8 protein-coding genes are annotated in these 14,792 nt (G+C 36.2%); 2 read left to right on the forward strand and 6 right to left on the reverse strand.

Translation table 11 applies throughout. The annotated features are described in order from the left end of the window. Positions 1-27 precede the first annotated feature (27 nt). The 6 genes from GJU43_RS00240 to GJU43_RS00265 all read right to left on the reverse strand — a co-directional run bounded on the left by GJU43_RS00240 (position 28) and on the right by GJU43_RS00265 (position 9,925). The gene (locus GJU43_RS00240) at positions 28-1,899 is read right to left on the reverse strand and encodes a glycoside hydrolase family 13 protein (protein ID WP_154338853.1); all 1,872 of its coding nucleotides are present in this window, start codon (positions 1,897-1,899) and stop codon (positions 28-30) included. Between the two features lie 104 nt (positions 1,900-2,003). Next, a complete protein-coding gene (locus tag GJU43_RS00245; RefSeq protein ID WP_154338855.1) occupies positions 2,004-4,118 on the reverse strand; it encodes a glycoside hydrolase family 97 protein in 2,115 nt (704 codons plus the stop codon). A gap of 27 nt (positions 4,119-4,145) precedes the next feature. Next, on the reverse strand, positions 4,146-6,452 hold the full coding sequence (locus GJU43_RS00250) for a glycoside hydrolase family 65 protein (protein WP_154338857.1): 2,307 nt from the start codon (positions 6,450-6,452) through the stop codon (positions 4,146-4,148). Positions 6,453-6,685: 233 nt separating this feature from the next. Next, a complete protein-coding gene (gene pgmB / locus GJU43_RS00255) occupies positions 6,686-7,339 on the reverse strand; it encodes a beta-phosphoglucomutase (protein ID WP_154338859.1) in 654 nt (217 codons plus the stop codon). An 18-nt stretch (positions 7,340-7,357) separates the two neighbouring features. Continuing rightward, complete coding sequence (locus GJU43_RS00260; protein WP_154338861.1) at positions 7,358-8,713, reverse strand: MFS transporter; 1,356 nt, start codon at positions 8,711-8,713, stop codon at positions 7,358-7,360. 180 nt (positions 8,714-8,893) lie between these two features. Further along, the gene (locus tag GJU43_RS00265) at positions 8,894-9,925 is read right to left on the reverse strand and encodes a LacI family DNA-binding transcriptional regulator (RefSeq protein WP_072970340.1); all 1,032 of its coding nucleotides are present in this window, start codon (positions 9,923-9,925) and stop codon (positions 8,894-8,896) included. Between the two features lie 235 nt (positions 9,926-10,160). Here GJU43_RS00265 and GJU43_RS00270 point away from each other — a divergent pair, with 235 nt between their 5' ends. Then, positions 10,161-13,124: a TonB-dependent receptor gene (locus GJU43_RS00270; RefSeq protein ID WP_154338863.1), complete on the forward strand. Its 2,964-nt coding sequence runs from the start codon at positions 10,161-10,163 to the stop codon at positions 13,122-13,124. Between the two features lie 36 nt (positions 13,125-13,160). Beyond that, on the forward strand, positions 13,161-14,768 hold the full coding sequence (locus GJU43_RS00275; protein WP_154338865.1) for a RagB/SusD family nutrient uptake outer membrane protein: 1,608 nt from the start codon (positions 13,161-13,163) through the stop codon (positions 14,766-14,768). The last annotated feature ends 24 nt before the right edge of the window (positions 14,769-14,792 follow it).

Below are 14,792 nucleotides of genomic sequence, written 5' to 3' on the forward strand. Positions count from 1 at the left end.
CCTTGCGGACTTTGCGGTTAAGCGTTTTTATTCCAATTCTAAAACAACAGCCGATTTGGGTTCTAAAGTGATTTCAGTAGCTAAATCGAATGTTTTTCCGGTAAGGATATCTTTCCCTGATTTAAAGTTTTTGATGTTTTCTTTAAAGCGATTGGTTTTCACAACCTGCTCTTTTGCATTGTTATTGAAAACCACCATTACAGTTTTAGTATCGGTATATCTGAAATAAACATAGGTATTGTTTTCGGGAATATAGTGCGTCATTTTTCCGAAATGAACGGCTTCGTTTGATTTTCTCCAGTTGAATAATTTAGACGTAAAATCAAAATATTTTGCCTGTTCGGCAGTTCTTCCTGCTGCGGTTAAAGCATTGTTTTTATCGCCGGCCCATCCGCCCGGGAAATCCTGACGAATATCTGCATCGCCTTTGCTTTTGTCACCACCCATTCCAATTTCTGAACCGTAATACAACTGCGGAATTCCACGAACGGTTGCCAATAAAGTCATTGCCAGTTTGTATTTTGGAAAATCGTATTTAAATTTATCATTCATACGATCTGTATCATGATTTTCAGAAAAAACCAAAATGTTATTGGTATTTGGATATAAATAATCCATTGCAAAATTGTTGTAGAATTTAATCAAACCGTTGTCCCAGCTTGGTTCGTCTTCGTTGAAAGCAGAAGTAACCTGGCTTTGAAGCGTAAAATCCATTACACTTGGCAAATTCGAATTGTAGTTTTCAATGGCGCCGATTTTACTGTCTTTTTGCCAATAGGATAAATTCGCCTGATTGTGCATCCAGATTTCACCCACAATATTAAAGTTTGGATATTCAGTTGTAATTGCTTTAGCCCAATTGGCCATCGCAGTAGCATCTGAATAATTATAAGTATCGACTCTGAATCCGTCAAGATTAGCGAATTCAATCCACCAAATGGCGTTTTGCGTGAGGTATTTTGCAACCAGCGGATTTCTTAGATTTAAATCCGGCATTGAAGGGACAAACCATCCGTCAACACAAATTTCCTGATCTGATTTTGAAGCATGAATATCCGTAAGTACCTCACGTCTGTGGTGCGTTTGCGTGTAATTTTCGAATTGATTGATCCAGGATTTCGTTGGTAAATCCTTAATCATCCAATGGGTAATTCCCCAGTGATTGGTTACATAATCCATCACCAGTTTCATGTCTTTTTTATGCATTTCTGCTGATAAACGAGCGTAATCATCATTGGTTCCGTAACGCGGATCTATTTTGTAAACGTCAGATTGTCCGTATGTATGATACGAATGCTGTTTGTCATTGTCTTCGCATAAAGGGGTACTCCAGATTGTTGTTGCTCCTAAAGACGAAATATAATCCAGGTTTTTGATGATTCCTTCGATATCACCTCCGTGACGTCCACCTGGTTCCGCGCGGTTTGCTTTTTCAGTTAAAACAGCATCACTGTCATTTTTAGGGTTTCCGTTAGCGAAACGATCCGGCATGATCAGGTAAATCATATCTGATGCATCGTAACTTTTTCGGTCGGCAGAATTGGCTCTTCTTTCTTTAAGGGAATATTTTTGTGTGAAAGCAACTTTGTTTTTCAATTTAAAAGAAAAAACCAATTCGGAAGCTTTTAGGTTTTGTGTATCGATGGTAACGAAAAGATAGTTTGGATTTTCTGTTTTCTCTACATTTTTGATCGTCACATTGTTCGAAACTGAAGCTTCGTATTGCGCGATATTTTTTCCGTAGAACATAATTTGTACTTCAGGATTTTTCATACCGGCGTACCAAAATGGCGGTTCAACTTTCTGGATTTGCGCTTTCGCGGAAGCAGAAATTAAAAGAACCATTAAGGCTAAAGTATAGATAGGATTGGTTTGAAATATTGTTTTTAGGTTTTTCATAGTAAAATAGAATTGAAACTATATAAGAAATGTAAGAACATTTAAGAAAAAAAACTGGGGGATTTCTATTTAAATGGACTTACATTCTTATATGGTTAATTAAATTATTTATTTTCAATTATGCTGATCGCATAACCGCCGCCAGGAACGGATAACTGAGATAATTTTGATTTATTGGTTACAGCAATTTTTTTGATGGTGTAAGCCTGCGGATTTGTTTTGTAATGCGCATCTTTTGCATCAGCATAGATTGTTGCGGTGTATTTTTTACCTTTTTCAAGGAAGCTGAAATCGATGTTTGAAGTACGTGGAGTTTCTCCGTTTACGTTTCCAACGAACCAGTTGTTTGTTCCTTTTGCTTTACGGGCAACGGTAATAAAATCGCCTGGTTCAGCTTCGATATATTTGCTTTCTGACCAGTCTACCGCTACATCTTTAATGAACTGAAATGCATCCGGAAAACGGTTGTAATTATCCGGTGTATCGGCTGCCATTTGCAACGGGCTGTACATGGTAACGTATAATGCCAGTTGGTTTGCAATGGTACTGTTTACGTGCGATTTGTTGTCAGGATTCATTTTACTGATATCCATTTCGAAGATTCCGGGCGTATAATCCATTGGGCCTCCAATCAAACGTGTAAAAGGTAAAACGGTTACGTGATTTGGTTTAGAACCTCCAAAAGCCTGGTATTCTGTTCCTCTTGCGGCTTCGTTTCCAATTAAGTTCGGGTACGTTCTGCAGATTCCGGTTGGGCGAACTGCTTCGTGAGCGTTGACCATAATTTTATAGTCAGCTGCTTTTTCGATGGCATATTGATAATGGTTTACAATCCACTGGTCGTAATGGTTTTCGCCACGAGGTAAAATATCGCCAACGTAACCGCTTTTTACAGCATCGTAACCGTTGTCTTTCATGAACTGGTACGCTTTGTCCATATGACGCTCGTAGTTACGAACAGAACCTGAAGTTTCGTGGTGCATGATCATTTTGATTCCTTTAGATTTTGCATATTCGTGCAAACCTTTCACATCAAAATCCGGATAAGGCGTTACGAAATCAAAAACATAATCTTTGGAGTGACCAAACCAGTCTTCCCAGCCTTCGTTCCAGCCTTCTACCAAAACAGCATCGAAACCATTTGCAGCAGCAAAATCAATGTATTTTTTTACGTTGGCATTATTGGCGCCGTGTGTTCCGCTTGGTTTTGCTTTTGAGAAATCAGAAACGCCCAATTGTACGGTCGGAAAATCATTAGTATACGACCACGAGCTTTTTCCTGTAATCATTTCCCACCAGACACCCACATATTTTACGGGTTTAATCCATGAAGTATCGTCAATTTTAGAGGGATCGTTTAGGTTTAAAGTCATTTTTGAAGAAAGGATTTCTGTAGCATTATCGCTTACCATAATCGTTCTCCAAGGGGAGTGGCTTGGTGCCTGCATGTAGCCTTTGTCACCTTTTGCATCCGGTGTTAACCAGGATTCGAAAATCATGTTTTTATCATCTAAATTCAGGTGCATACAGGAATAGTTGATCAAAGCGGCTTCGTGCAGGTTGATGTAGATTCCGTCATTGGTTTTCAGCATCAAAGAAGTCTGAACTCCGGTTGGCGAAAAGTTTTTTTGCGAAACATTTGCCGTATATGCTTTTTCAGATAAACCTCTGATTTCAGATAATTTAGATTTGGTGTAATCGTATTCCTGAGTGTCATAATCTCCGGGAATCCAAAAAGCTGTGTGGTCGCCCGCCATGGCAAATTGAGTTCTTTCTTCTTTGATTACGAAATAAGTCAGGTTCTTTTGTGCCGGAAATTCATATCGGAATCCTAAACCGTCATCAAATAAACGGAAACGGATTACAATTTGCCTGTCGGTTCCTTTTTGGTTTAAAGTAACCGCCAATTCATTATAATGATTTCTGATATTGTCCACTTCTCCCCAAACCGGTTTCCAGGTTTCATCAAAAGTGGAAGTTTTAGTATCAACAACCGTAAAATCATTCAATAAAGATTTTTTGTCGTCTTTAAGTTCAAGACCTAATTTGCTGGTTTTTACAACTTCTTTATTTTTGTATTTTAAATTATAAGTCGGAGTTCCGTCATTCTGAAGCGAAAATTCCATTACGAACTTGCCTTCGGGTGATTTTAATTGCTGTGCATTTGCAAGGGAGCTAAATGCAAGCAAGATTAAACTTGCGAAAAATAAGTTTTTCATGTTTTTTAGTTTTTAAAGTATTATAATTTAATTAATTTGAACAAGTTGTTTATGGGCAACTATAGATTTTCCATTTACTACAATTGTTAAATCCTGGTCTCCGTCTACAGTAAAAGTCGTTTCATGATGATTGACAGCCACTTTCAGGATTTGATTTCTGAAATTAATTTTAAAGGAATAACCTTCCCATTCTTTTGGGATTTTCGGAGAAAAATGAAGCTGGTCGTTTTTAACACGCATTCCGCCAAAACCTTCTACAATACTCATCCAGGTTCCGGCCATTGAGGTAATGTGGCAGCCTTCTTCAACTTCTTTGTTGTAGTCGTCTAAGTCTAAACGGGAAGTTCTTAAATAGAACGTATACGCCATATCCATTTTGTCTAAAGCGGCAGCCTGAATCGAGTGTACGCAAGGAGAAAGCGAACTTTCATGCACGGTAAAGGATTCGTAAAACTCAAAGTTACGTTTTAATTCTTCTTTAGAGAAATGACTTTCGAAGAAATAAAAACATTGTAAAACGTCTGCCTGTTTGATGTAAGGAGAACGTAAAACACGGTCCCACGACCATTTCTGGTTGATTGGACGCTGTGAACGATCCAGATCTTTTACAGGAACCAAATCTTTGTCTAAGAAACCGTCCTGCTGTAAATAAATACCCAATTCGGCAGAAGTTGGGAAATACATATCGTCGGCCACCTTTTTCCATTCCTGAATTTCCGCAGCGGAAAGATTTACTTTTTCTATAATGCGTTTGTGGTCGGAAGGATATTCTGAAGCCACTTTTTTAATTTGTTCCGCAGCGTAATCAATACACCATTTTGCAATATAATTGGTATAAAAATTATTGTTGATGTTGTTTTCGTATTCGTTTGGCCCTGTCACTCCAAGAATCACATATTGGTTTTTGTCTTTCGAAAAAGAAGCTCTCTGGTGCCAGAAACGTGCAATTCCGATTAAAACTTCTAATCCTTTTTCAGGAATATACGAGTAATCTCCGGTGTAGCGGTAATAATTGAAAATCGCAAAAGCAATCGCGCCATTTCTATGGATTTCTTCGTGTGTGATTTCCCATTCGTTATGGCATTCTTCACCGTTCATGGTTACCATCGGGTAAAGTGCGGCGCCATTTTTGAAACCTAAATTATCTTTGGCATTTTCAATAGCCTTGTCTAATTGGTTGAAACGGTAAGTCAATAAATTACGGGCAACCTGCTGATCTTTGGTAGCCATGTAAAACGGAATGCAATACGCTTCCGTGTCCCAATAAGTAGATCCGCCGTATTTTTCTCCGGTAAACCCTTTTGGTCCAATGTTCAATCGGCTGTCTTTTCCTAAATACGTCTGGTTTAACTGAAAGATGTTAAAACGAATTCCCTGTTGTGCTTTTACATCGCCCTCAATTGTAATGTCCGACATCTCCCAAATTTTACTCCAGGCCTCAATTTGGTTCTGAAGTAATGTATCGTATCCTAAATGTAAGGCTGCTTTTATAGCTTTTTCGGCAGCGCTTAAAGTATTTTCATGATTTAAAGAAACCGTATACCCACCAATTTTCTGAATAGAAGACGTTTGTCCTTTTGCGATAATCGTTCCGTATGTGTACTTAACCCTGTCTGCTGTTGAATCGATTGTTGAAGGGGAAATGTTTACATTTTCTCCGTTTGCAAAAATCGTATTGTGCATGAAAGTGGTTACTTTGAAATGCGTTTTAAAAGTCTGTGCAGTTACAAAAGCTTCATTGGTCCCTTTTTTTATTTCTAAAGGTTCCCAGAATTTTTCTTCCCAGTTGGCATCTTCATTGGTAACGCCGGCATCTACATAAGGTTTGTAAACAATTTTTGCGTCTTTGTTTAAAGGCGTAATATCAAATTTGATGACACCCGTTTCGTCCAGATCCAGAGAAAGAAAACGACGCACGTTTACGGCGATTTCAGTTCCGTTTTTCAAAACGGCTTCAAAAGAACGATGGTACCATCCTTCTTTCATATTCAGTTCCCTGCGGAAATTTCTAACTTCTGTACAGGTATTCAAATCCAGATTTTCTTCATTGATTTCAACGTCAATTCCAATCCAGTTGGGCGCATTTAATACTTTGGCAAAATATTTCGGGTAACCGTTTTTCCACCAGCCCACTTTGGTTTTGTCCGGATAATAAATTCCGGCGATGTAACTTCCCTGAAAAGTTTCACCGGAATACGTTTCTTCAAAATTGGCGCGTTGTCCCATAGCACCGTTTCCGATACTAAAAAGACTCTCCGACGATTTTACTCTTTCATGGTCAAATCCTTCTTCGATGATGGACCAGTTATCTGGTTTTATATAATCTTGATTCATTTTTCTTTTTAATTAGATAATTGGGCAATTAGATAATTAGATAATGTGCCGATTTGATAATTACTTGCTTTGGCTATTCTAATTTTGATGTTCTCTTTTAATTGCTCTTTTTTACTATTTTACTTTTTAATTTAGATGATTTATATTTTTAAAGTATCGGTTGATGTTTTGTATTTGATAATTAAATAATTCAGGTTTGTATAAATTATCTAATTATCAAATTGGCACATTCTCTAATTGATAAGTTTCTCGATAAACGCTGTGTTTATTTCGGTGAAATCTTTAAAAATATAATCAGCTTCATGTAAAATTGTTTCCTCACCAATTCCTACACTCACCATTTCTCCTATGTTTGCTGCCTGAATTCCGGCAACTGAATCTTCGAATACGATTGCATTTTTTGGGTCAATGTTTAATAATTGAGCCGCTTTTAAGAAAACTTCCGGATCCGGCTTGGCATTGGTGACGTCATTTCCGTCCACAATAACCTCGAAATACGAAAGGATTCCGGTTTTTTCAAGGATTGGTCTGGCATTTTTACTCGCAGAGCCTAACGCAATTCCCTGATTTTTTTCTTTTAGAAGTTGCAGAATTTTAAAAACTCCCGGAAGAATCTCGCTTTCGTCCATGTCAACTAAATAAGATAAGTAATCTTCATTTTTCTGAATCAGCCATTTGTCTTTGTCTTCCTGTGAAGCCTGCACATTTCCTAATTCAAGAATTATATCTAACGAACGAACGCGGCTTACACCTTTTAGCAATTCGTTATTTTCGTGTGTAAAATTTATGTTTAATGCCTTAGCTATTTTCTGCCAGGCTAAAAAATGATATTTGGCAGTATCAACGATTACGCCATCAAGATCGAATATGAATGCTTTTTTGTTCATTATAAGGGGGATTCTTATTTATGATTTTTGTACAGTATCGTCTACATCTTTTACTTTATAGACTAAAAGAGCGGCAATTAGAAAACTTACGCCACTTGTAATTAAGGCGTAGATTGCATCGCCATTATAAAGGTATTTTACAATTGGACCTCCAATAAGTGCATTTACAATTTGTGGAATAACGACAAAGAAGTTGAAGATTCCCATGTAAACTCCCATCTTTTTTGGCGCAATTGATCCTGCAAGAATGGCGTATGGCATGGCCAGAATACTAGCCCATGCGACTCCGATTAAAATCATTGGTAATACAACCCAGTCTTCATTTGGCATGAAATAAATAGAGATTAATCCAATTCCTCCAATAATTAAAGAAAGTGCATGAGTAGATTTTCTTCCAATTTTTTTAGCGATGTAAGGCAGGAAAAACAGTGCGATAACAGCAGAAACTAAGTTGTAAACTCCAAATAAAATACCAACCCAGTCTCCCGCGTCTTGGTATTGCTGACTTGAAGTATCATCTAAAGGTAATCCGTAAATGTGATGCGCAATGGCGGGAGTTGTAAAAACCCACATTCCAAATAATCCAAACCAGGAAAAAAACTGCACCCAACTCAACTGACGCATTGTTGTCGGCATTTTTGCAAAGTCTGTAAAAATGTCTGTAAGTTTTGATTTTTCTTCAGAAGGAACATCGACTTCACTTTGGGGATCTTCAAAATTGGCTAATTCTTCAGGTGAATATTCTTTTGTTGTAAATAGTGTAACGAGAATAGAACCTATTAAAACGGCTGCTCCAATAATAAAAGATAATTTCAGATTTAAAGGAATGCTTCCGGGAGCTGCATTGTTTGAAATATGAAAATATTTCGTTAAAACATAAGGCAAAGCTGACCCAATTACGGCTCCAAAACCAATTAATGAAGTTTGAATACTAAAACCTGCAGTACGCTGATCTGTTCTTAAATTATCACCAACTAAAGCACGAAACGGCTCCATGGCAATGTTGAAAGAAGCATCCATAATCATTAACATTCCGGCTCCAACCCATAAGGCAGGCAAAACTGAAATGAAAATGTTAGCTTGTGGCATTAAAATTAATCCAACTGAGGCTAAAATAGCACCGACAAGAAAAAATGGTTTTCGTCTTCCGAATCTTCCCCAGGTTTTATCGCTGTAATGGCCAATAACGGGCTGCACTATTAATCCCATTAGGGGAGCAATAATCCAAAACCACGAAAGTTCATGTACGTCGGCACCAAAAATTTGAAGAATTCTGCTGGCATTTGCATTCTGAAGTGCAAACCCCATTTGTATTCCCAGGAATCCGAAACTCATGTTCCAAATTTCCCAGAAACTTAATTTACGCTTTTCCATTATCGTAATTAAGAAATTAATTAGACGATAAGCGCTTTGCTTATCAAAACTTACTTATTTTTTCGAAGTAAAAGTAAAAGCTTTGAGCAGGCGTAAAAGTATTAATTATTTTTTTAAATAGCCTAATAAAAAAGCCACAAATATTTTTTATGGCTTTAGAAAAGGTTGATTTTAAGATTTTTAGTCAGTAGATTCTCTTTTTATCAAATGGGTTTCGATAACTTCTGTGGTGTAATTTTCGTTTTCTTCGTCGTCATCATCGTGTTCGGCTTCCAGTCTTTCTATCAGCATTTTAGCGGCTTTGTTTCCCATTTTTTCCCCACTCTGGCTTACGGTTGTAATACTTGGTGTGGAGTATTTAGAGATAATTCCGTCCGTAAAAGCAATTACGGCCAGGTCTTCGGGAACTTTAAGTCCCATTTTACTGGCTGTTTTAATAATGGTAACGGCAAAAAGCTCATTTACAGCAAAAACAGCATCAAATGCCCTGTCGTGTAAAAGCTGGCTGATAGTTATTTCGCAGGTATCGACATCTTCGATTTTTATGATTAAATCTTCATTAAAAGGCAATCCGTTGTCTAATAAGGCTTTTTCGTAACCGTCAGTACGTAATTTCCCGACACTTACATAATCAACAGTGGTGACTAAAGCAATCTTTTTACGGCCATTATCGATTAGACTCTGCACAGCTTCGTAGGCCGCAGCTTTATCGTCGATGATGACCTTGTCACATAAAATATCGTTGGTCACACGATCAAACATGACCACCGGCATTCCCTGATTGATTACTTCTGTAATATGGTGAAAATCACCTTTATATTGGGTTTCTTTCGAGAGAGACATGATAAAACCATCGATACTTCCATTGGCCAGCATTTCCATATTTAAGACTTCTTTGTCGAAAGAATCGTCTGATAGACAAATCACAACACTGTAGCCGTTTTCGTTGGCCACCTGTTCGATTCCGTTGATTACGGTCGAGAAAAAATAATGTACAATTTCCGGAATGATAATACCAATACTTTTGGTTTTTCGATTTTTTAAACTAAGGGCAATGTTGTTCGGCTTGTAGTTGTAAAACTTTGCAAAAGCCTGGACTTTTAAGCGTGTTTCTTCCCCAATTTCAAGACTGTTTCGCAATGATTTTGAGACAGTTGAAATCGATACGTCAAGTTCCTTTGCAATCTGTTTTAAGGTTATTTTACGTTTCATATACTAATTTGAAAAAAATCTAATTGTTAATAAAGGTATCCAATATTTTTATAATTGATAATTTTTGACTTAAAAGATTACAAAAAATAGAAAGTTTTCAACACTACCACGTTTTCGTAACCCTATAATAATTGTAAGACGTTGAGCATGTTAATAAATTCCTAATTTTGAAATTCGAAGTAAAATTAAAAACTTAACTAACAATCAAAAACTCAAACTAATTTAAACAAAAAGTATGAAAACAATTTACAAAAAGTTGTTATTTTTATTCTTACTGTTACCATTTACCGTACTAGCTCAAAGTACTTTAAAAGGGACAGTTGTCGATCAGGCAACGGGACAACCAATTCCGGGAGTAAATGTAAATGTACAAGGTGCTCCGGGCGGAACATCAACAGATTTTGACGGTAAATTTCAGTTGTCTAATGTAAAAAATGGAGACAAAATTGTGGTTTCATTTATTGGATACAAAACGTCGACTACAACTTTTAATGGTCAGCAAACATTAAGTGTTTCTTTAGAAGAAGATACCAATCAACTTAAAGAAGTTGTAGTACAGGTAGGTTACGGAACTGTTAAGAAAAAAGACGCAACAGGATCTGTATCACAAATTTCTGCTAAAGAATTTAATAAAGGTATTAACGTAACACCTGAAAGTTTAATCAGCGGACGTATATCTGGTGTAAACGTAGTGGGTGGCGGAGCTCCTGGAGCAAAAGCGGATATTAGAATTCGTGGAGGATCTTCTTTAAGTGCCTCTAATGATCCTTTAATTATTTTAGATGGTTTGCCTTTGAGTAATGCTGTGCCAAGTGGAGCTACAAGTATCTTATCAACTATTGATCCTAATGATATTGAATCATTTACGGTTCTTAAAGATGCTTCTGCGGCTGCAATCTACGGATCCAGAGCTGCAAATGGTGTAATCGTAATTACCACTAAAAAAGGAACAAAAGGTGGAGTGAAAGTTAATTTTAGTTCACAAGTTGGTGTCAATACAGTCGCAAATAAAGTAGATGTTTTAAGTGCAGATCAATTTCGTGCTGTAGTAAATGCAAATGGTACGCCACAGCAAAAAGCAATATTAGGAACAGCAAATACAGATTGGCAGGATGAAATTTTTCATACAGCACTTACAACAAACAATAATATTTCGGTAAGTGGTGCTTTGTTCAATAAATTACCAGTACGTTTATCTGTTGGAAATGTTGATAATCCTGGAATCTTAAGAAACACTTCTTTTGAAAGAACTACGACATCGATATCGATAAACCCTGTTTTGTTTGACAATCACTTAAAAATTGATATTAGTGGAAATCTGGCATTTGCCAAAAATCAATTTCAAGATGAGGGAGCCGTGATTGGAAGTGCTCTTGCCTTTGATCCTACACAATCTGTTTATAAGTCCGGTTCTCGCTATGGAGGATATTTTGAATGGTTGGAAGCAAATGGGAATGTACCTTTATTGCCAGCTAGAAACCCTGTAGCAAGATTAAATCAGGAAGATAAAAGAGCTACTTCTACAAGAAAATGGGGTAATGTAAGATTAGACTACAAATTCCATTTCTTTGAAGACTTAAGAATTATTGCTGAGGCAGGTATTGATAAATTTAATAGTAGTGGTTATAATGAACAAAGTACACAAAGTATTTTGGGATACCAGCCAAATCCTTTTAGTGGTGGAAGCTGGGTTAATTTAGGAAACTACAATTCATATACAGATAATCTTCAAAATAAAAACTTAAATACTTACTTTAATTATACTAAGGATTTAGGAAAATTTAAAATTGACGCTACTGCAGGTTATAACTATCAGTTATTTCAAAAAGAAAAATATGAGTCTGGGGAAGTTAGACAACCAACTCCAAAAGAAGATGTTATTACAGATGCTAACGTCAACTTACAATCGTATTTCGGGCGTTTGACTTTAAATTATGATAGTCGTTATTTATTGACATTAAACTACAGAAGAGACGGAACTTCCCGTTTTTCTGAAGATAACAGATGGGGTAATTTTGGAGGAGCTGCTTTTGCATGGAATCTTGCAGAAGAATCATTCTTGAAAGGTAATTCTACAATTTCCAGTTTAAAATTAAGAGTAGGATATGGTACTACGGGGCAACAAGACATTTCATCTGCATATGACTTTTTACCAAGAGTAACTTTAGGGACTATCAATTCTCAATATGTTTTCGGAAACACAGTTTATTCGACCGCAAGACCTGAAGGATATAATAAAAATATCAAATGGGAAGAATTAGGAGAGGCAAACGTAGGTGTTGATTTCGGATTTTTCAATGATAGAATAACAGGTTCGGTAAATTATTTTGATAAAAAATCAAGTGATTTGTTAGCTGATGTTTTGGTTCCTGACGGAGCGAATTTAAGAAATCAGGGATTTAGTAATATTGGTAGTTTAGAAACAAAAGGTATTGAATTTAGTATTCAATCTGATATTGTTAAAAATGATAACCTGACTTGGAATGTTGCTTTCAATACAACTTACATTCATCAGGAAATATCAGATTTAGGAACTACAGTACCTGGATTTACAGGATATATTGTTGGAGATAATATTGCTGGAGGTTCTGGTAATAAAATTTTGATAAATTCAGTTGGATATGCTCCAAATTCATTTTTTGTGTACGAGCAATTGTATGATGCTAATAAAAGACCTATAGAGGGAGCTTATGCGGACAGAAATGGGGATGGAAAAATTGACGATGGAGATCGTTACAAATTTCATAAACCAGCACCAGATTATACTTTTGGATTGTTCTCTACTTTAAATTACAAAAAGTTTGATTTTGCAATGAACTGGAGAGCAAGTTTAGGAAATTATATCTATGATAACGTAAGTTCAGACAAAGGATACTTATTAGCCGGATTGAGAAGACAAACAGATTTAGGAAACATTAGTTCTGATTATAACAATACTGGATTTGTAACTAACAACAATTACTTATCAAACTATTTTGTAAAAGATGCTTCTTTTATAAAATTAGATAATGTTACTCTTGGTTATACTTTTGATAAAACGTTATTAAAAGCCGCTTCTTTAAGATTTACTGCGGGAGTACAGAATGTTTTTGTACTTACTAAGTATGATGGTCTGGATCCGGAGAAATTTAATGGAATCGACAACAATGTTTATCCAAGAGCCCGAACTTTTATATTTGGTGTAAATGCTAATTTCTAAAAGTAACTGATAAATAAAATTTAAAAAATAAACAAAATGAAAATATCATTTAAATATATATCCTATTTCTTCCTATTTATTTTAGGATTAAGTATGACGCTTACCTCGTGTACGGACGATTTAAACGTGACGCCAAAAGATGATGATGAATTTCTTTCTGAGACTTTTTATAAGGATCCGGCTTCATACAAACAGGTATTAGCAAAATTATATGCAGGGTTATATGTAGGAGGAAATGACGGAGATGGAACTGCAGATATTGCTGGTATTGGGGGTGATTTTAGTAGTTATTTGCGTTTGCTTTTTGTAACTCAGGAGTTTCCTACTGATGAAGCTATTATTGCCTGGGCTGATGGTAATTTGCCAAGCTTAAACGGACAAACGTGGTCGGCAGATAACGAGTTTTTGTACGGAACTTTCTCAAGAGCATTTTATGAAATTAGTGTTGCTAATGAGTTTTTAAGACAAACTACGGATGAGAAATTATCAGCAAGAGGTGTTGATGCAAGCCTGAAAGCAGATATCTCTAAATTTAGAGCTGAAGCCCGTTTCCTGAGAGCTTTCTCTTATTATAACTTAATGGATTTGTTTGGAAATGTGCCAATTACGACTGAAAATGATCCAGTTGGATTCTTTTATCCAGAACAAAGATCTAGAACAGAGGTTTTTGCATTTATAGAATCAGAATTAAAAGATATAGATAACAGCTTAGCCGCTTCTAAGTCAAATGAATATGGAAGAGTGGATAAAACAGCTGCTAAATTTTTATTGGCGCAAATTTACTTAAATTCAAAAGTATATACAGGAACTGATAGAAATAATGAAGCAGCTACTGTATGTAAAGATATTATTGATAATTCACAATATAGTTTTGCTAATATTCCTTACAAGAATTTATTTTCTGCAGATAATAATAGAAATGGCGCTCAAAATGAATTTATTTTTCCGGTCGTAAGTGATGGAAATGCTATTAGAGCAACAGGTGGTGGAATGAGTTTTATACTTCATGCTTCTATAGGTGGCAGTATGGATGCTGCTGCTCAAGGAATGAATGGTGGTTGGGCAGGAATTAGAACTCGTAGAGAATTTGTTGGTCTTTTTCCGGATGCAACCGCAACAGGTGATAAAAGAGGAACCTTTTATACTGCTGGACAAAACTTAGATATTGCCAGAGTTGATATTTTTACTGAAGGCTATGCTGTTACTAAATATACTAACGTGAATTCTGATGGGACTGCGGCGCAAAGAAATGACATTCCTGATACTGATTTTCCTATGTACAGATTATCTGATGTATATCTAATGTATGCTGAAGCTAGTGTTAGAGGTGCTGCAGCAGGAAACATTGCAACTTCGGTAGGGTACATTAACCAAATTAGAACTAGAGCGGGTGCAGGAACAATTACAGCTTCTGACTTAACACTAGATTTTATATTAGAAGAAAGAGGAAGAGAATTATTTTGGGAATGTCACAGAAGAACCGATTTGATTCGTTTTGGAAAATTTACAGGAGGATCTAAAATCTGGCAGTGGAAGGGCGGTACAATGAATGGTAGTGCTACTGATTCTTACAGAGATTTAATGCCAATTCCTTTAAAAACAATTCAGGCAAACCCAACTTTAAAACAAAATCCAGGATACTAACTAACCTTATAAAAAATAATAAAA

The sequence above is a fragment of the Flavobacterium sp. LC2016-23 genome (assembly GCF_009674775.1).
GTDB lineage: Bacteria > Bacteroidota > Bacteroidia > Flavobacteriales > Flavobacteriaceae > Flavobacterium.

Coding starts and splice junctions, on each gene's coding strand:
- GJU43_RS00240 (WP_154338853.1), bottom strand. CDS start 1,899: ATGAAAAACCTAAAAACAATATTTCAAACCAATCCTATCTATACTTTA.
- GJU43_RS00245 (WP_154338855.1), bottom strand. CDS start 4,118: ATGAAAAACTTATTTTTCGCAAGTTTAATCTTGCTTGCATTTAGCTCC.
- GJU43_RS00250 (WP_154338857.1), bottom strand. CDS start 6,452: ATGAATCAAGATTATATAAAACCAGATAACTGGTCCATCATCGAAGAA.
- pgmB (WP_154338859.1), bottom strand. CDS start 7,339: ATGAACAAAAAAGCATTCATATTCGATCTTGATGGCGTAATCGTTGAT.
- GJU43_RS00260 (WP_154338861.1), bottom strand. CDS start 8,713: ATGGAAAAGCGTAAATTAAGTTTCTGGGAAATTTGGAACATGAGTTTC.
- GJU43_RS00265 (WP_072970340.1), bottom strand. CDS start 9,925: ATGAAACGTAAAATAACCTTAAAACAGATTGCAAAGGAACTTGACGTA.
- GJU43_RS00270 (WP_154338863.1), top strand. CDS start 10,161: ATGAAAACAATTTACAAAAAGTTGTTATTTTTATTCTTACTGTTACCA.
- GJU43_RS00275 (WP_154338865.1), top strand. CDS start 13,161: ATGAAAATATCATTTAAATATATATCCTATTTCTTCCTATTTATTTTA.